Below are 17,032 nucleotides of genomic sequence, written 5' to 3' on the forward strand. Positions count from 1 at the left end.
CCCGGCGCTTTCGGCGTTTCTGCACCGATTCGGCGTCGGCGCGCACGGGACAAGTGCCGCTTTCTAGCGTGAGGGGATGCGACACCGAGCACATCCTTCCGCGGCGGACGATGCCATGGATGCCGACCTGTCTGCCGCCGGAGCTTCTCCGACGGCGCCAAGGCGGCTGCGCCTCGGAGTTGGAGCCGCGGTGGTGCTGCTGATCCTGGCGGGGGTCCTCGCAGTGCTGGTCTCTGCGGGCGCCCAGCAGGGCCACTCCGTGGGGCTGCCGACGCCGACCGCGCGCTCGTCTGTCAGGGCTGGGTTGGATGCGTCCGGCACGCCGCTCCCGAACGCCGGGGGCTCGGTACTCGTCCACGTCACGGGGGCGGTGCGGAAACCGGGGCTGGTATCGCTGGCGCCGGGAGCACGAGTGGTGGATGCGGTCGCCGCGGCCGGTGGGCTCACGGACGACGCGGAGGCGGCCGGGGTGAACCTCGCGCGACCGGTCGCCGACGGTGAGCAGCTCGTGGTGCCCCGCGTCGGCGAGACGGCGCCGGCCGCCGCGCCGGGTGCGGGCGGTGCCGGGACTTCGGCGACCGGCTCTGCGCCGCCGGCCGGGGCGACCGTGAACCTGAACACCGCCACGCAGGCGGAGCTCGAGACGCTGCCGCGCATCGGGCCGGCGCTCGCGCAGCGCATCCTGGACTGGCGTCAGGCGAACGGGCGCTTCGCCCAGGTGACCGATCTGATGAAGGTGACCGGGATCGGCCAGAAGCTCTTCGACGGGCTCAAGGACCGGGTGGTGGTCTGATGCCGGACCTTCGGCTCGCGTTGCCCGCCGTGTGCCTCTGGGCGACGTGCGCGGTGCTGATCGGGCTGACGGATGCGGCGGCCGCGGTGTGTGCCGCGGCGGCGATCGGTGCGGCAGCGTTCATCGGTGTCGCTGTGGCCCGGGCGCGACGGAAGTCGGTCAGGCCGTTGCCCGCCGGCCGGAGTCGAGTCGGCCGTGACCGGCCGGGACGGGTGCTCGCCTGCGTCGCCGTCATGCTCGGTGCCGTCGCGCTCGGAGCAGGGGTGGTGGCGGCGCAAGCGCCGGGCCGGGATGCGCAGGACCTGGACCGCGCCGCTCGGCGCTCCGACGTGGTCCAGGTCGTCGTGCGCGTCGAGCGTCCGCCGCACCGCATGGCCGGGGGCTTCGGTTCGGAGCCCCGCTGGACGCTGCGCGGCACGACCGTGGAGGAGCCGCGCGGGGTCCCGGTCAGCGTGCAGTTCGACGCGGCACCGGACCAAGCGCGCGCCTTCGCCCTCGGAGCGACGGCACGCGCGGAGGGAGTGCCACGCCGTGACGACCCGGGAGAGGCGACGAGCTACACGGTGCGCAGCGCGGGCGCCGACGCGGTGAGAATCACAGAGCCTCCGCCGCCCTGGCTGGCATGGGCCGCCGCGGCGCGGACGACCTTCGCTGCAGCCGCCGCGCGGACACCCGGCGACGGCGGCACCCTGCTGCCCGGCCTCGCCATCGGCGACGAGACCGACCTCTCACCGGCACTCGACGAGGCGATGACCGCCTCATCGCTCAGCCACCTGACGGCCGTGTCCGGGGCGAACTGCGCTCTGGTGATCGGGCTGGTGTTCCTGATCGCCCGCGCCGCGGGAGCCGGTCGGCGCACGCGCATCGTGGCCGCCGGCGCAGCGCTCGCAGGTTTCGTCGCGCTGGTCGGGCCCGGCGCGAGCGTGATCCGTGCGGCCGCGATGGCGGGCGTCGTCCTCATCGGGCTCGCCCGCGGACGTCCGGCCGACGGCGTCCCGGCTCTCGCGCTGGCGGGCATCGTGCTGCTGGTGCACGACCCCTGGCTGGCTCGCGACTACGGCTTCGTCCTGTCCGCGCTCGCGACAACCGGGCTGCTGGTGCTCGCCGGACCGCTCGCGACGGTGCTCACGCGGTGGATGCCGCGGGCGCTGGCGCTCGCCCTGGCGATCCCGACCGCTGCTCAGCTGGCCTGTCAGCCGGTCCTGGTGCTGCTCTCGCCGACGCTCCCGCTGTACGGCGTCCCGGCCAACCTGCTCGCCGAGCCCGCCGCGCCGATCGCGACCATGCTCGGGTGCCTGGCGTGCGCCGTGCTTCCCTGGGCGCCGGCACTCGGCGAGCTGATCGTCCGGCTGGCGTGGCTCCCGGCCGCCTGGATCGCCCAGGTGGCGACCGCGATGAGCGCGCTTCCCGGTGTGGCGCTGCCGTGGGCTCCCGGTCCGCTCGGCGTCGCCCTGAGCGGGGCTGTGCTGGTGGCGGTCGCCGTTCTCGTCCTCGGGCGGCGTGCGCCGCGTGCCGTCGCGATCGTCGCGTGCGCCGCCCTCCTCATCGGCGTCGTCGGGTACGTCGGCGCCCTCGGCGGAGCCGCCGTCGGACGCGCCGTCGCCCTGCCCGCCGACTGGCAGCTGGCCGCGTGCGACGTGGGTCAGGGAGACGCCCTGCTCCTGCGCGACGGCGACGCGGTCGGGATGATCGATGTCGGGCGCCACCCGGAGCCTGCCACCGCGTGCCTCGACCGGCTCGGGATCCAGCACATCGATGTCCTGATCCTCAGCCACTTCGACGCGGACCACGTCGGCGGGGTGGAAGGGGTCGCCTCGCGCGTCCGCCGTGCGATCGTGCAACGCCCGGTGCGGGATGCCGACGAGCGCACGCTCGACGTCCTGCGCGCAGCGGGCGTGCCGGTGGAGCGGGGGAGCGCCGGACTGCACGGCGAACTGGGCGCACTCAGCTGGCGACTGCTCTGGCCGACGGCGACCGGCGGGTCCGGAATGGACTCCGGCGGGTCCGGCATGGACACCGGCAACCCCGGCAGCCTCACCGTCGAGGCGGAGGGCCGAGGGCTGCGGTCGCTGTTCCTGGGCGACCTGGGGGAGGAGGCGCAGGATGCCGTGCTCGCCACGCGGGCGGTCCGTCCCGTCGACGTGGTCAAAGTCGCGCACCACGGATCGGCCGACCAGAGCCCGGCGATGTATCGCGCGCTCGGCGCACGCCTGGGACTGGTCTCGGTCGGCGTCCACAACGGCTACGGGCATCCCACGCGCCGGGCACTCGATCTGCTGGCGTCCTGCGGGACACCCGTGGCACGGACCGATGAGCAGGGGCTGGTCCTCGTGTCGCCCGGGCCGGACGGGATCCGCGTCTGGAGCGAACGGCCGCCCGCGTCGAGTGCCGGTGGTCCCCCGTATCCTGGAGGAGTGAACCGGCCCGACGCCGGATCCGCACAAGCGCAAGGAGACACGTGGCGACCCGAGCCGGCAGCAGAGGTGGAGCGAGCAAGACGCGGCCCGCCGCGAGCGCCATCCCGCAGCTCCCGTGGAACCAGATCCGCACGGCCCCGGTGGTGCTCGTCACGGGTTCGGAGGGCTTCCTCGCCGACCGGGCCGTGCGCACACTGCGCGACGCACTCAAGGCCGACGACCCCAGTCTCGAGATCAGCGATCTGCACGCGGGGGACTACGCGCCGGGGGAGCTGCTCACCCTCGCGAGCCCCTCCCTGTTCGGTGAGCCGCGCCTCATCCGGGTGGACGCCGTCGAGAAGTGCAACGACGCGTTCCTGGCCGACATGCTCGACTACCTGAACGCCCCCGCCGACGGCACCGTGGTGACGTTGCGGCATGCCGGCGGTGTGCGCGGCAAGAAGCTGCTCGACGCGATCCGTGCGGGCACCGGCGGCGGCATCGAGGTGGTCTGCGCCGAGCTCAAGAAGGATGCGGAGAAGTACGACTTCGCGCAGGCCGAGTTCGCGTCCGCGGGCCGCAAGGTGACCCCCGGAGCGCTCCGCGCCATCACGTCGGCGTTCTCCGACGACCTCGCCGAGCTCGCGGCCGCGTGCCAGCAGCTGCTCTCCGATTCGGCGGAGCAGATCACCGAGGCGACGGTCGACAAGTACTACGGCGGACGCGTCGAGACGAACGCGTTCCAGGTGGCGGACGCGGCGATCGCCGGCCGCCACGGTGAGGCGCTCGTCACGATGCGCCACGCGCTTGCGTCGGGGGCCGATCCCGTGCCCATGGTCGCGGCCTTCGCCAGCAAGATCCGCACGATGGCCAAGATCTCCGGCGCGCAGGGCGGATCCGGGCAGCTCGCTCAGCAGTTCGGCCTGGCGCCCTGGCAGGTCGATCGGGCGCGCCGCGACCTCCAGGGCTGGACGGAGGACGGGCTCGGACGCTGCATCGAGCTCCTCGCCGAGACGGACGCCGACGTCAAGGGCGGCGGCCGCGACCCGGTGTTCGCCCTCGAGCGCATGATCCGCGTGGTCAGCGCCCGCGGGCGCGACTGAACCGCGCGGTCGGACCGGGAACGCGACTCGACCGCGTCCGCACATGCAGCGAGCCCCCGCCCGGACCGTGGTCCAGAAGCGGGGGCTCGCTCGCGGCGCGGGACAGGTCCCGCGGTCGGTCGTCGCTTAGAGCGCGGCGACCTGCTTGGCGATCGCAGACTTGCGGTTCGCCGCCTGGTTCTTGTGGATGACGCCCTTGCTGGCCGCCTTGTCGATCTTCTTCGCAGCGAGGCGCAGCGCCGCGGTCGCCTTGTCCTTGTCGCCGGAGACGACGGCCTCACGGGTGGCGCGGATGGCGGTCTTGAGCTCGCTCTTGACGGCCTTGTTGCGCTCCTGCGCCTTCTTGTTGGTGCGGTTGCGCTTGATCTGCGACTTGATGTTTGCCACGAGTGGTCACTTTCGTTTCTGAGTGAGTTAGGGATGTGCCGCTCAGCGGAGAGGGCGCCTTGCGGCGTTTCGTGCGGACACATCCACACGCAAGCCAACAAACAACTCTACCAGCGGGTCCCGCATCCCGCCAAAATCGCTGCGACAGAATCGCTGAGACGGCCCGGCAGGCGCGGACGCGCGAGCCGGCTCAGACCCGCGCCGGCGCGTACGAACCGACGAGCAGCTCCTCCAGCAGAGTGGCGCCGTTCGGCTCCCAGCCGAGGTCGATCCGGGCCTTCGAGCCGCGCGCCTGCTGGTCGAGCAGAAGCGCCTCCGCGAGGCCCTCGCCGAGGCGGGAGCGCGTCTCGTCTACGGGCTCCGTGACCACCCCGCCGGTGAGGCCGGCGGCCTGCGCGGCCGCCTCGCCGAGCTCGCGCACGGTCGGGTTCTGACCACCCGCGCCGATGTACGTCGCGCCGGCGGTGCCGTGCTCCAGCGCCAGCACGTACAGAGCGGCCAGGTCGTCGACGTGCACGGTCGCCCAGTGCTGCGACCCGTCGCCGATCAGGCGGAGGGCCGGAGCGGCGCCCTCGGTCCGCGGAGCGTCGGCCACCACGTTCGGCAGGCCCTTGCCGTGCCCGTACACGATCGACGGGACCACGACGGTCCCGCGCACGCCCTTGGCGCCGCGGACCAGGCCCTCGGCCGCCGAGCGCCAGGCGGTGATCGCCGGCGGTGCGACGGGCGACTCCTCGGTGATGTCGTCGTTCGATCCGTAGGTCCAGATCCCCCCGGTGTGCACGAACGGCTTGCCCGACCCGGCGAGACCGGCCAGGACGGCAGGCACCAGCACGGCGTCGACGTCCTTGCCCGACGCCAGGTGGATGACGCCGTCGCTGACGCGCGCCGTACGCTCCACGAGGTCCGCGTCGGACGCGTCGCCGACGACCGCCGACGCGCCGACGGCCTCGACCGCTGAGGCCTTGTCCGCGTCGCGGACCAGGGCGGTGACGCTGTGGCCCTCGTCGAGAAGGCGGGTGAGCACGGAGGATCCGATGAAGCCGGTCGCGCCGGTGAGGAGGATGTTCATAATCGTCCACAACTGACGGAGCGGATGAATATTCCGCAGATCGCATCGGTCCCGATGGGCCCGCACGCGACGCGCGTACGCTCGGATTATGACTTCCTCCACTATCGCCATCGTCAACGGTCACGTCGTCCCCGTCGCCCAGCCGCCCATCGAGAACGGCACCGTCCTCGTCCGCGACGGCGTCATCGAGGCGGTCGGGCCGGCCGACCAGGTGACAATTCCCGACGGCGTCACGGTGGTGGATGCGGCCGGCAAGTGGGTGCTCCCGGGCTTCATCGAGTCGCACGGCCATGTCGGCATCCACGAGGAGGCGAACGGACCGGCCGGCGACGACACGAACGAGATGACGACCCCGAACACGGCGGCCGTCCGCGCGATCGACGCGATCAACATCGACGACGAGGGGTTCCGCGACGCGCTCTCCGGCGGTGTCACCTCGGTGGTCGTGAAGCCCGGGTCGGGCAACCCCATCGGCGGTCAGACCGTCGCGATCAAGACCTGGGGCGGTCGCATCATCGACGAGCAGATCATCCACGAGGCGGTGAGCGTCAAGTCGGCTCTCGGCGAGAATCCGAAGCGCGTCTACGGCGGCAAGAACCAGACGCCGAGCACGCGTCTCGGCGTCGCCATGATCGTCCGCGAGGCGTTCGTCGCCGCCCAGAACTACCGGGCGCAGCGCGACAACGCCGAGCGGGAGGGCAAGCCGTTCGACCGCGACCTGTCGAAGGAGACCCTGGTCCGGGTGCTCGACGGCGAGCTCGCGTGGGATCAGCACACGCACCGCCACGACGACATCGCCACCGCGCTGCGCCTCGCGGACGAGTTCGGCTACCGCCTGGTCGTCAACCACGGCACCGAGGCGCACAAGATCGCCGACGTGCTGGCCGAGCGCGACATCCCGGTGATCTTCGGGCCGATGTTCACGTCGCGGTCCAAGGTCGAGCTGCGCGACCGTGCCATCGCCAACCTCGCGGTGCTGGCGAAGGCGGGCGTGCGGGTCGCGATCACGACGGACCACCCGGTGGTGCCGATCAACTTCCTGATCTACCAGGCGGCCCTCGCGGTGAAGGACGGGCTGCCGCGCGAGACGGCGCTCGAAGCGCTGACGGTCAACCCGGCCGCATTCCTGCGGCTGGACGACCGGGTCGGCTCGCTGACGCCCGGTCTCGACGGCGACGTGGTCGTGTGGTCGGGCGACCCGCTCGACGTGAACTCGCGCGCCGAGCGCGTGTTCATCCAGGGCGCCGAGGTCTACCGGTTCGAAGACGGACAGGGGCGCGTGGTCGAGCGCGCCGAGCGGTTCGCCTGACCGCGGGCCGCGGTCGTCCCGGGCGCGCACGCGGGCCCGCACCCGGGTGCGCTGCCGGGTGCGCACGCGGGTGCGCTGCGCGGCCCGAGGACATGGGAGAATGGCCGGACGATGTCACCACGAGCTCTCCAGGCCCTCGAGCCCGCCGCGACCGACCCGGCCTCCCTCCGCAACTTCTGCATCATCGCGCACATCGACCACGGCAAATCGACGCTGGCCGACCGGATGCTGCAGATCACCGGCGTGGTCGCCGAGCGGGACATGCGCGCCCAGTACCTCGACCGCATGGACATCGAGCGCGAGCGCGGCATCACGATCAAGAGCCAGGCCGTCCGGATGCCGTGGGAGGTCGACGGCCAGACCTTCGCGCTGAACATGATCGACACCCCCGGGCACGTCGACTTCACGTACGAGGTGTCCCGGTCGCTCGCGGCGTGCGAGGGAGCCATCCTCCTCGTGGATGCCGCCCAGGGCATCGAGGCGCAGACGCTCGCCAACCTCTACCTGGCCCTCGAGAACGACCTCACCATCGTCCCCGTGCTCAACAAGATCGACCTGCCCGCCGCCGACCCGGACAAGTACGCCCAGGAGCTCGCCAGCCTGATCGGCGGGAAGCCGGAGGACGTGCTCCGCGTCTCCGGCAAGACCGGGATGGGCGTCGAGGCGCTCCTCGACCGGGTCGTCGCGGAGATCCCGGCGCCCGTCGGCGTCGCCGACGCCCCGGCCCGCGCGATGATCTTCGACTCGGTCTACGACAGCTACCGCGGCGTGGTCACCTACGTCCGCATGGTCGACGGCACGCTGCACCCGCGCGAGCGCATCCAGATGATGTCGACCCGCGCCACCCACGAGATCCTCGAGATCGGCGTCTCGTCGCCCGAGCCGACGCCCTCCAAGGGGCTCGGCGTCGGCGAGGTCGGCTACCTGATCACCGGGGTGAAGGACGTCCGCCAGTCCAAGGTCGGCGACACGATCACCACCGCCGCGAAGCCCGCCACCGAGGCCCTCCCCGGGTACACCGAGCCGAAGCCCATGGTGTTCTCGGGCCTGTACCCGATCGACGGCAGCGACTACCCGGAGCTCCGCGAGGCGCTGGACAAGCTCAAGCTCTCCGACGCCGCGCTCGTCTACGAGCCGGAGACCTCGGTCGCGCTCGGCTTCGGCTTCCGCTGCGGCTTCCTCGGCCTGCTGCACCTCGAGATCATCACCGAGCGCCTCTCCCGCGAGTTCGGCCTCGACCTCATCACCACCGCACCGAGCGTGATCTACGAGGTGACGACCGAGGACAAGAAGACGATCACGGTCACCAACCCGAGCGAGTTCCCCGGCGGCAAGATCGACAAGGTGGAGGAGCCGGTCGTCAAGGCGGCCATCCTCGCCCCCAAGGACTACGTCGGCGTCATCATGGAGCTGTGCCAGAGCCGCCGCGGTTCGCTGCTCGGCATGGAGTACCTGGGCGAGGACCGGGTCGAGATCCGCTACACGATGCCCCTCGGCGAGATCGTCTTCGACTTCTTCGACCAGCTCAAGTCCAAGACCGCCGGCTACGCCTCGCTCGACTACGAGCCGTTCGGGGAGCAGGAATCCGACCTGGTGAAGGTCGACATCCTGCTGCAGGGTGAGACGGTGGATGCGTTCAGCGCGATCGTCCACCGCGACAAGGCCTACGCCTACGGCACCATGATGGCGTCGCGGCTGCGCGAGCTGATCCCGCGCCAGCAGTTCGAGGTCCCCATCCAGGCCGCAATCGGCGCCCGCATCATCGCGCGCGAGAACATCCGCGCGATGCGCAAGGACGTCCTCGCGAAGTGCTACGGCGGTGACATCACCCGCAAGCGCAAGCTCCTCGAGAAGCAGAAGGAGGGCAAGAAGCGCATGAAGATGGTGGGCCGCGTCGAGGTCCCCCAGGAAGCCTTCATCGCCGCGCTCTCCGGCGACACGGAGAAGAAGGACAAGAAGTAGGCTGCAGCGCGCCGCCCGGCGCGCGGCGGAACCCCGTTTCGCGAACCCCTCCGTCATGACGGAAGATGAGTACATGCGCCGCTCGAGCTTCACCGACCAACCCGTCACGTACGGGGCGGTCGGCGCCACCCAGGCGGCCGATCTGCTGTACTACCCGCCGAAGGGCTACAAGCCGCTCGAGCGCAGCATCCGGCTGGGCAGCGGCGAGGAGCGCTTCGAGACCTCTGCCACGGCGCTCATGGCGTGGGGCGTGCAGAAGGGGAGCGGCATCCACGTGACGGATGTGCGCGAGGGCACCGGCGTGCAGTACGAGGGCGTCGAGTTCGGCCCCGACGGCACGCCGATGCGGATGCGCGCCAACCGCCCGGAGGAGGACGTGTTCTCCGAGGACGGCACGCCGTTCGTGCGCAACGGCATGACCGCGGTGCTGAAGATCCCGTTCGGCCCGTTCCGCGTGTCCGCCCCGATCCGGGTCGTGTACGTCGTCGACGAGCCGCACCGGCGCGGTTTCGCCTACGGGACTCTGCACGGGCACCCGGAGAGCGGTGAGGAGCTGTTCCTGGTGGAGCAGCGCGAGGACGGCACTGTCTGGTTCGTGCTGCGCGCCCTGTCCCGCCCGTCCAACGCCTTCTACCGGCTCGGTTCGCCGGTCCTGTCCTTCATGCAGCGCCGCTTCACCGCCAAGTACCTGCGCGCACTGCACCCGGTGAGCTCCGCCTGATGCCCAGCACCCTTCCCCTCGGCGACCCCGCTCCCGCCGACGGCCTGCTGCCCGCATCCACCGCGGTGGATGCAGCCCACCGGCACTTCGGCGTCTACCTGCACGTGCCGTTCTGCCGCGTGCGCTGCGGCTACTGCGACTTCAACACGTACACCGCGACCGAGCTGCGCGGCGTCTCCCAGTCCGACTACGCCGGTCACGCCGTCCGCGAGGTGGAGTTCGCCGCGCGTGCGCTGCGCGCGAGCGGCGTCCCCGACCGCCCGGTGTCGACGGTGTTCTTCGGGGGCGGCACGCCGACCCTCCTGCCGCCCGGCGACCTGACGGCCATGCTCGGTGCGGTCCGCGACGCGTGGGGTCTCGCCGACGGCGCCGAGGTGACCACGGAGGCGAACCCCGACTCGGTCGACGCCGACGACCTGCGGCGGCTGGCCGACGCGGGCTTCACGCGCGTCTCGTTCGGGATGCAGTCGGCCGTGCCCCACGTGCTGGAGACGCTGGAGCGCACGCACGACCCGGCGCGCGTCCCGCTCGTGGTCGGCTGGGCGCGCGAGGCCGGTCTGCAGGTGAGCCTCGACCTGATCTACGGCACACCGGGGGAGTCGCTCGACGACTGGTCCCGCAGCCTCGACGCGGCGCTGGCGTGCGAGCCGGACCACCTGTCCGCGTACGCGCTGATCGTCGAGCCCGGCACCAAGCTGGCGCGGCAGATCCGCTCCGGCCAGGTGGCCGAGCCCGACGACGACCTCGAGGCCGACATGTACGAGCTCGCCGACCAGCGGCTCGCCGACGCGGGCTACGACTGGTACGAGGTCAGCAACTGGGCGACCGACGAGGAGCATCGCTCCCGCCACAACCTGGCCTACTGGCTCGGTCACGACTGGTGGGGGATCGGGCCGGGGGCGCACAGCCACGTAGGCGGCGTCCGCTGGTGGAACGTCAAGCACCCGGCCGCATACGCGCAGCGCGTGCTGGCCGGGGAGTCCCCGGCGGCGGGGCGCGAGACGCTGGATGCGGAGACGCGGCACGTCGAGCGCGTCCTGCTGCTGAGCCGCATCCGGGAGGGTGTGCGGACCGCGGAGCTCGGCGACGCCGGCCGTCGCGAGGTGCCGTCGCTCATCGCCGACGGCCTGATCGACGGAAGAGCCGCCCTCCGCGGGTCGATCGTGCTGACCCTGCGGGGGCGGCTCCTGGCTGACGCGGTCGTCCGCCGACTGCTCGCCGAGGACGCCGCGGAGCGGACCGCTAGCTGACGAAGCGGATGGCGACCGGGTAGGTGTAGAACTCGCCCTGGTTCGCCTTCACCGCGGCGATGATGCTGAACACGATGTTCAGCACCCACGCGGCGATGATGATGAAGATGCCGATCACGACGATCGACAGGATGCCGCCCACCACGTACGCGATGAAGATGGTGATCTGGAAGTTCAGCGCGGTCGCGGTGTGCGCGCGCACGAACGGCCCACGGTCTTTGAGGACGAGGTAGCCGATGAGCGCCGGGATCCAGCTGAACAGGATGCCGCCGATCTGGACGAGCGTCGCCCAGAGTTTCTCGTCGGCCGGGCTGAGCTGCGGCGCGCCGCCGTAAGGCTGCTGCGGCGGGGGCGGCGGGGGTGTGGCGGACATGGTGCTGTTCTCCTCTGACTGGCCAGGGGTGGACGTGGTCCATCCAGCCTAGGGCGCAGCGCCGTAGGCTGAAAAGAGCCTGAACGCGCGACCGCTACTTGATGAAGCGGAAGTTCACCGGGTAGCGGTAGGTGCCGCCGCTGTTCACGCGCACGAAGCCGAGGATGGAGAACACCAGGTTCAGGATGTACAGCGCCCACGGGATCAGCAGGCCGAAGAGCAGGTAGCCGATGCCGTAGGTGAAGCTGCCGATGATGATCCCGATGACCTGCGAGGCCACCCAGGCGATGATCCAGGTGATCTGCCAGTTGAGGGCTTCCTTGGCCTCCTGGTCGGTGAGACGGCCGCGGTCCTTGAAGACGAGCCAGATGATGAGCGAGGGCAGGAACCAGAGGATGCCGCCCAGGTGGGCGAACGACGCCCACTGCTTGTCCTGGGCGGGGTCGAGGGGTGCGGCGCCCGCGGCGGCGTAGGGCTGCTGGCCGGCTCCGGCCGGCTGCGCGTACGGTTGCTGGGGCGGCACGTTGCCGTAGGGCTGCTGGGGAGGGACGCCTCCGGGCTGCTGCGGCGGGACGCCGCCTGCCGGGTCGGCGGGCTGGTTCGGGTCTGTCATCTGCGGAACCCTTTCGTGATCGGTTGCGAGCGGGTCGAACCGGTGCCCATACGGTACTGCCGCCGTGTCTCAGCCAGCAATCATCCTGCGGGCGTTTCGGCGCGGTAGGATTGGCACTCAGGATCAGCGAGTGCTAATCGATCGACGGGAGGCGGGTATGGTCTCGGAACGCAGCCTCGAGGTGTTGCGCGTCATCGTCCAGGACTACGTGGCGTCGCGCGAGCCGGTGGGGTCCAAGAGCATCGTGGAGCGGCACTCCTTCGGCGTCTCCGCGGCGACGATCCGCAACGACATGGCCCTGCTCGAAGAGGAGGAGCTGATCGCGGCTCCGCACACCTCGTCCGGCCGGGTGCCGACCGACAAGGGCTACCGGCTCTTCGTCGACCACCTCGCAGAGATGCGGCCGCTCACGTCGGCGCAGCGGACCGCGATCGAGACCTTCCTCGGCCAGTCCGTCGACCTCGACGACGTGCTCTCGCGCACCGGGCGCCTGCTCTCCCAGCTCACCAATCAGGTGGCGCTGGTGCAGTACCCGACGGTCGCGCGCTCGCGCATCCGTCACATCGAGCTGGTCGCCCTGGCCCCGCGCCGGCTACTCAGCGTGCTGATCACGGACTCCGGAGCGGTCGAGCAGCGGGTCATCGAGCCCATCGCCGAGCTGAGCGACGAAGACGTGGCCGAGATCCGCGGCGCGATAAACGGCGCGGCGGCGGGACTCACCCTCGCCGAGGCGACCACGCGGCTGCGCGAGCTGCCCGGCGCGCTCACGGAGCGCACGCGCGCCCTGGTGGAGCCCGTGGTCAGCGCCCTGCTCGACCAGATCGCGGCGAACCGCCAGGAGAAGCTCGTCATGGCGGGCGCGGCGAACCTCGTGCGCACCGAGCTCGACTTCCCCGGCACCATCACCCCGGTCCTCGAGGCGATCGAGGAGCAGGTGGTGCTGCTGCGCCTCTTCGACGAGATGGCCTCGGACCAGCACGGCGTCGCCGTCAGCATCGGGCGCGAGAACGCCGGCTTCGGCCTGACGGAAGCATCCGTCCTCTCCAGCGGTTACAGTGCGGCGGGGTCGGATGTCGCCCGCGTCGGACTGCTCGGACCGCTCCGCATGGACTACTCGGGCAACATGGCGGCGGTCCGCGCCGTGGCCCGTTACCTCTCCCGGCTGCTCGGCGACCAGTAGGCCGTCCGGCATCCCTCGACCACCACACGCGACGAAAGAAGAAGGAACAGCCCACGTGGCCGACCACTACGAAGTCCTCGGCGTCGAGCGCGACGCAAGCCCCGACGAGATCAAGAAGGCGTACCGCCGGCTCGCGCGCGAGCTGCACCCGGACGTGAACCCCAGCTCCGAGGCGCAGGAGCGGTTCAAGCTCGTGACGCACGCGTATGACGTGCTCAGCGACCCGCAGCAGCGGCAGCAGTACGATCTCGGCGGCTCCGGGGGATTCGGCGGCGGCGCGGGCAGCGCCGACTTCGCCGGGTTCAGCGACATCTTCGAGACGTTCTTCGGCGGCGGCGCCCCGGGCGGGCGCGGCCCGCGGTCGCGCCGCGAGCGCGGCCAGGACGCCCTCCTCCGGGTGGAGGTCGACCTCGACGAGGTCATCTTCGGCACGCACCGCGACCTCGAGGTCGACACGGCCGTGGTGTGCGAGACCTGCAACGGCTCGTGCTGCCAGCCCGGCACCCAGCCGGTGACCTGCGACATCTGCCACGGCACGGGCAGCATCCAGCGCTCGGTGCGCTCGCTGCTCGGCAACGTCATGACGTCGAGCCCGTGCGGCACCTGCCGCGGGTACGGCACCGTCATCGCGACCCCGTGCGTCACCTGCCAGGGCCAGGGCCGCGTGCGCGCACGCCGCACCGTGCCGGTGGACATCCCCGCCGGCGTCGACACCGGCCTGCGCCTGCAGATGCCGGGCAGCGGCGAAGCCGGTCCGGCCGGTGGCCCCAATGGCGACCTCTATCTGGAGATCAAGGTCAAGCACCACGAGGTGTTCAGCCGCGACGGCGACGACCTGCTCTGCACGCTCGAGCTGTCGATGACGGATGCGATCCTCGGCACGACCGCGAACGTGAAGGCCCTCGACGGCGACATCCGCCTCGAGCTCAAGCCCGGAACCCAGTCGGCCGACATCATCACGGTCAAAGACCGCGGCATCACGCACCTGCGCGGCAGCGGCCGCGGCGACCTTCGGGTCGGCATCCAGGTGGTCACGCCCACCAAGCTCGACCACAAGGAGAAGGAGCTGATCAAGAAGTTCGCGGCGTCCCACCGGACGCAGGAGCCCTCGCTGGCGCACTTCCAGCAGGGCCTGTTCGCGAAGCTCCGCGACCGGTTCCTCAACCTGTAACCCTGATGGCGTCCCTCTACCTGCGCGAGGACCTCGACGACGTCGAGGTCGGAGCGCGCCTGTCGCTGACGGGCGCCGAGGCGAAGCACGCCGCGACCGTCAACCGCACGCGGCCCGGCGAGTCGGTGCTGATCGGCAACGGCCGGGGGCTCGTCGCCTCCGGCGAGGTGCTGGTGGCGACGAACACCGAGCTGACGATCGACGTCGAGGCCGTCTCGCGCGTCGAGCGCCCGGCACCGGCGATCACGCTGGTGCAGGCGCTGGCGAAGGGCGACCGCGACGAGCTCGCGATCCAGGCGGCGACGGAGCTCGGGGTGGATGCGGTGGTGCCGTGGTCCGCAGCCCGCTCTGTCTCGCGCTGGGAAGGCGCCAAGGTGGCGAAGGGCCGGGAGCGCTGGACCTCGATCGTCCGGGAGGCGGCCAAGCAATCCATCCGCGCCTGGACGCCGGAGGTCGGCGAGCTGGCCACGACGAAGCAGCTGGCCGCGCTGGCGGCGACCGCCCGCGTCCTCGTGCTCGAGCCGGATGCGGAGGAGCCGCTGACCGGCATCGTGCCCGACGACCGCGGCCTGGTGCTGGTGGTCGGGCCCGAGGGGGGCATCGCGCCGCAGGAGCTCGCGGCGCTCAGGGACGCGGGCGCCGAGCTCGTCCGGCTGGGCGCGACGGTGCTGCGCACCTCCACCGCGGGACCCGCCGCCCTCGCCGTGCTCAACGCGGCGCTCCGCCGCTGGTGAACGCCCGGCGCGCTGTCGGCGCGCGCGAATAGGATAGAGGCATGGCAGAGACGGAGCGTTCGATCTTCTCGCGCATCATCGCGGGCGAGATCCCGGCCGACGTGGTGTACGACTCGGAGCGGATCATCGCGTTCCGCGACATCGCGCCGCAGGCGCCGCTCCACCTGCTCGTGGTCCCCAAGACCGAGCAGTACCGCGATGTGACGGAGCTCGCCGCCGGCGACCCCGACCTGCTCGCGGAGCTCGTCGCGACGGCCAAGAAGCTCGCCGCCGAGCACTCCGACGGTGATTTCCGTCTCATCTTCAACACCGGACCGGGCGCGGGTCAGACCGTGTTCCACGTCCACGCGCACGTACTGAGCGGTCAGCTCGAGGAAGGACGCCTTGGCCAACTCTGATTCCACCGCCCCCGGAGCGATCCCGGAGGGCGACGCCGGCAACCCGGGCAGCGCCGCCGAGGCGCACCTGAGCGTCGACGGTGTGCAGATGGTCCGCCTGCTCGGGCCGCAGGACCGGCTGCTCACCACGCTCGAGCGGCAGTACCCCCTCGTCAACGTGCACGTGCGCGGCAACGAGATCACGCTCGCGGGCGACCCGACCCAGGTGGCCGCGGCGCAGCGGCTGGTGGAAGAGCTTCTGCAGATGGTCCGCAACGGCCAGGAGCTGTCGGCCGCCGAGGTCACCAGCTCCGCCCGCATGCTCGGCAGCGATCTCAACCTCAGCCCGTCCGACGTTCTCGGCCAGGCCATCCTGACCGCGCGCGGCAAGAGCATCCGCCCGAAGACGCTCGGTCAGAGCCAGTACGTCGACGCGATCGACCACAACACCATCGTGTTCGGCATCGGCCCGGCCGGAACCGGCAAGACCTACCTGGCGATGGCGAAGGCCGTGCAGGCCCTGCAGCGCAAAGAGGTCAACCGCATCATCCTGACGCGTCCGGCGGTGGAGGCGGGGGAGCGGCTGGGCTACCTGCCCGGCACGCTGACGGACAAGATCGACCCGTACCTGCGCCCGCTCTACGACGCGCTCAACGAGATGATGGACCCGGAGCTGGTCCCCAAGCTCCTGGCGGCCGGGACGATCGAAGTGGCCCCGCTCGCGTACATGCGCGGTCGCACGCTCAACGACTCCTTCATCGTGCTCGACGAGGCGCAGAACACGACGCCCGAGCAGATGAAGATGTTCCTGACGCGCCTCGGCTTCAACTCGAAGATGGTCGTGACCGGCGACATCACCCAGATCGACCTGCCCAACTCGGCCAGCGGTCTGCGGCTGGTGACGCGCGTGCTCAACGACATCGACGACATCCACTTCGCCCGCCTGACGAGCGAAGACGTGGTGCGGCACAGCCTGGTCGGCCGGATCGTCGACGCCTACACCGAGTACGACGCGCGCCAGCAGGCGCGGCACTACGAGCGCGAGCAGGCGGCCGAGTTCGCCAACCGCGCCGAGCGCCGCAGCGGCACGCCGCGCGACCACCTCCCGAAGCGACGATAGGGCCGCAGTGAGCATCGAGATCAACAACGAGTCGACCATCGAGGTCGACGAGGCCGCCCTGCAGCGGCTGGCGACCTACGCCTTCGACATCCTGCACGTGCACCCGGATGCGGAGCTCGCGATCGTGCTGGTCGACGAGGCTGCAATGGAGCAGCTCCACGTGCAGTGGATGGACGAGCCGGGTCCCACCGACGTCCTCAGCTTCCCGATGGACGAGCTTCGCCCGGGCACCGAGGAGGAGCCCTCGCCGGCCGGTCTCCTCGGCGACGTCGTGCTCTGCCCGCAGGTCGCCCAGGTGCAGGCCGAGACGGCCGGTCACTCCCTGATGGACGAGCTGCTCCTGCTCACCACGCACGGCATCCTGCACCTGCTCGGCTTCGACCACGCCGAGCCGGCGGAGGAGCGCGAGATGTTCGCGATCCAGCGCGACATCCTCGTGGGCTTCGCCCGTTACGACCGACAGCGTTAGGG

The 17,032-nt window shown here is 71.2% G+C and carries 16 protein-coding genes and 1 pseudogene; 13 read left to right on the plus strand and 4 right to left on the minus strand.

Going from position 1 to position 17,032, the window contains the following annotated elements:
- Window positions 1–76 precede the first annotated feature (76 nt).
- From J2W45_RS03835 to holA, 3 genes and pseudogenes are all read left to right on the plus strand, one after another.
- Window positions 77–793: a ComEA family DNA-binding protein gene (locus tag J2W45_RS03835; protein ID WP_310129133.1), complete on the plus strand. Its 717-nt coding sequence runs from the start codon at window positions 77–79 to the stop codon at window positions 791–793.
- Between the two features lie 371 nt (window positions 794–1,164).
- Window positions 1,165–2,958, plus strand: a pseudogene (locus J2W45_RS03840) (ComEC/Rec2 family competence protein); the annotation flags it as partial.
- Between the two features lie 293 nt (window positions 2,959–3,251).
- Window positions 3,252–4,292 (plus strand): DNA polymerase III subunit delta, encoded by a 1,041-nt coding sequence (gene holA / locus J2W45_RS03845; protein ID WP_310129134.1) that lies wholly within the window; start codon window positions 3,252–3,254, stop codon window positions 4,290–4,292.
- Window positions 4,293–4,418: 126 nt separating this feature from the next.
- Here the strand turns inward: holA and rpsT are convergent, their stop codons facing one another.
- Together rpsT and J2W45_RS03855 are read right to left on the minus strand one after the other, a co-directional pair.
- On the minus strand, window positions 4,419–4,679 hold the full coding sequence (rpsT, locus tag J2W45_RS03850) for a 30S ribosomal protein S20 (RefSeq protein ID WP_310129135.1): 261 nt from the start codon (window positions 4,677–4,679) through the stop codon (window positions 4,419–4,421).
- Window positions 4,680–4,869: 190 nt separating this feature from the next.
- Complete coding sequence (locus J2W45_RS03855) at window positions 4,870–5,751, minus strand: NAD-dependent epimerase/dehydratase family protein (protein WP_310129137.1); 882 nt, start codon at window positions 5,749–5,751, stop codon at window positions 4,870–4,872.
- A gap of 88 nt (window positions 5,752–5,839) precedes the next feature.
- Between J2W45_RS03855 and J2W45_RS03860 the strand changes: the two genes are divergently transcribed.
- The 4 genes from J2W45_RS03860 (at window position 5,840) to hemW (ending at window position 10,993) form a co-directional block, all read left to right on the plus strand.
- Window positions 5,840–7,060, plus strand: coding sequence for an amidohydrolase (locus J2W45_RS03860; protein ID WP_310129140.1), 1,221 nt, complete (start codon window positions 5,840–5,842; stop codon window positions 7,058–7,060).
- 111 nt (window positions 7,061–7,171) lie between these two features.
- Window positions 7,172–9,022, plus strand: coding sequence for a translation elongation factor 4 (gene lepA / locus J2W45_RS03865; protein WP_310129142.1), 1,851 nt, complete (start codon window positions 7,172–7,174; stop codon window positions 9,020–9,022).
- A gap of 55 nt (window positions 9,023–9,077) precedes the next feature.
- Window positions 9,078–9,743, plus strand: a complete 666-nt coding sequence (locus J2W45_RS03870) for a DUF1990 family protein (RefSeq protein WP_310129144.1) — start codon at window positions 9,078–9,080, stop codon at window positions 9,741–9,743.
- A complete protein-coding gene (hemW, locus tag J2W45_RS03875) occupies window positions 9,743–10,993 on the plus strand; it encodes a radical SAM family heme chaperone HemW (protein WP_310129146.1) in 1,251 nt (416 codons plus the stop codon). Before J2W45_RS03870 ends, hemW begins: the two co-directional genes overlap by 1 nt.
- Here the strand turns inward: hemW and J2W45_RS03880 are convergent.
- Both J2W45_RS03880 and J2W45_RS03885 read right to left on the minus strand, forming a co-directional pair.
- Entirely contained in the window at window positions 10,986–11,366 is a 381-nt protein-coding gene (locus J2W45_RS03880) for a DUF4870 domain-containing protein (RefSeq protein ID WP_310129148.1), read from the minus strand. The two genes, hemW and J2W45_RS03880, sit on opposite strands and share 8 nt — an antisense overlap.
- Window positions 11,367–11,460: 94 nt before the next feature.
- Window positions 11,461–11,979: a DUF4870 domain-containing protein gene (locus tag J2W45_RS03885; protein ID WP_310129150.1), complete on the minus strand. Its 519-nt coding sequence runs from the start codon at window positions 11,977–11,979 to the stop codon at window positions 11,461–11,463.
- Window positions 11,980–12,136: 157 nt separating this feature from the next.
- Here J2W45_RS03885 and hrcA point away from each other — a divergent pair, with 157 nt between their 5' ends.
- From hrcA to ybeY, 6 genes are read left to right on the plus strand one after another with little or no spacing between them, the layout of a single operon-like run.
- Entirely contained in the window at window positions 12,137–13,159 is a 1,023-nt protein-coding gene (gene hrcA, locus J2W45_RS03890; RefSeq protein WP_310129152.1) for a heat-inducible transcriptional repressor HrcA, read from the plus strand.
- Between the two features lie 55 nt (window positions 13,160–13,214).
- On the plus strand, window positions 13,215–14,330 hold the full coding sequence (dnaJ, locus tag J2W45_RS03895) for a molecular chaperone DnaJ (RefSeq protein ID WP_310129154.1): 1,116 nt from the start codon (window positions 13,215–13,217) through the stop codon (window positions 14,328–14,330).
- 5 nt (window positions 14,331–14,335) lie between these two features.
- Window positions 14,336–15,064, plus strand: coding sequence for a 16S rRNA (uracil(1498)-N(3))-methyltransferase (locus J2W45_RS03900; protein ID WP_310129157.1), 729 nt, complete (start codon window positions 14,336–14,338; stop codon window positions 15,062–15,064).
- 41 nt (window positions 15,065–15,105) lie between these two features.
- Window positions 15,106–15,462 carry a histidine triad nucleotide-binding protein gene (locus J2W45_RS03905; protein WP_310129159.1) on the plus strand — a complete coding sequence of 119 codons (357 nt, stop codon included), beginning with the start codon at window positions 15,106–15,108 and terminating at the stop codon, window positions 15,460–15,462.
- Window positions 15,449–16,561 carry a PhoH family protein gene (locus J2W45_RS03910; RefSeq protein ID WP_396427059.1) on the plus strand — a complete coding sequence of 371 codons (1,113 nt, stop codon included), beginning with the start codon at window positions 15,449–15,451 and terminating at the stop codon, window positions 16,559–16,561. Before J2W45_RS03905 ends, J2W45_RS03910 begins: the two co-directional genes overlap by 14 nt.
- Before the next feature lie 7 nt (window positions 16,562–16,568).
- A complete protein-coding gene (gene ybeY / locus J2W45_RS03915) occupies window positions 16,569–17,030 on the plus strand; it encodes an rRNA maturation RNase YbeY (RefSeq protein WP_121260820.1) in 462 nt (153 codons plus the stop codon).
- The last annotated feature ends 2 nt before the right edge of the window (window positions 17,031–17,032 follow it).

The organism is Leifsonia shinshuensis, from assembly GCF_031456835.1.
In the GTDB taxonomy this organism is placed as follows: domain Bacteria; phylum Actinomycetota; class Actinomycetes; order Actinomycetales; family Microbacteriaceae; genus Leifsonia; species Leifsonia shinshuensis_C.

Excerpts from the sequence above, each read along its gene's own strand:
- hemW (WP_310129146.1), top strand. The coding sequence starts at position 9,743 with ATGCCCAGCACCCTTCCCCTCGGCGACCCCGCTCCCGCCGACGGCCTG.
- lepA (WP_310129142.1), top strand. The coding sequence starts at position 7,172 with ATGTCACCACGAGCTCTCCAGGCCCTCGAGCCCGCCGCGACCGACCCG.
- J2W45_RS03860 (WP_310129140.1), top strand. The coding sequence starts at position 5,840 with ATGACTTCCTCCACTATCGCCATCGTCAACGGTCACGTCGTCCCCGTC.
- J2W45_RS03880 (WP_310129148.1), bottom strand. The coding sequence starts at position 11,366 with ATGTCCGCCACACCCCCGCCGCCCCCGCCGCAGCAGCCTTACGGCGGC.
- hrcA (WP_310129152.1), top strand. The coding sequence starts at position 12,137 with ATGGTCTCGGAACGCAGCCTCGAGGTGTTGCGCGTCATCGTCCAGGAC.
- J2W45_RS03900 (WP_310129157.1), top strand. The coding sequence starts at position 14,336 with ATGGCGTCCCTCTACCTGCGCGAGGACCTCGACGACGTCGAGGTCGGA.
- J2W45_RS03885 (WP_310129150.1), bottom strand. The coding sequence starts at position 11,979 with ATGACAGACCCGAACCAGCCCGCCGACCCGGCAGGCGGCGTCCCGCCG.
- J2W45_RS03855 (WP_310129137.1), bottom strand. The coding sequence starts at position 5,751 with ATGAACATCCTCCTCACCGGCGCGACCGGCTTCATCGGATCCTCCGTG.
- J2W45_RS03870 (WP_310129144.1), top strand. The coding sequence starts at position 9,078 with ATGACGGAAGATGAGTACATGCGCCGCTCGAGCTTCACCGACCAACCC.
- J2W45_RS03905 (WP_310129159.1), top strand. The coding sequence starts at position 15,106 with ATGGCAGAGACGGAGCGTTCGATCTTCTCGCGCATCATCGCGGGCGAG.
- J2W45_RS03835 (WP_310129133.1), top strand. The coding sequence starts at position 77 with ATGCGACACCGAGCACATCCTTCCGCGGCGGACGATGCCATGGATGCC.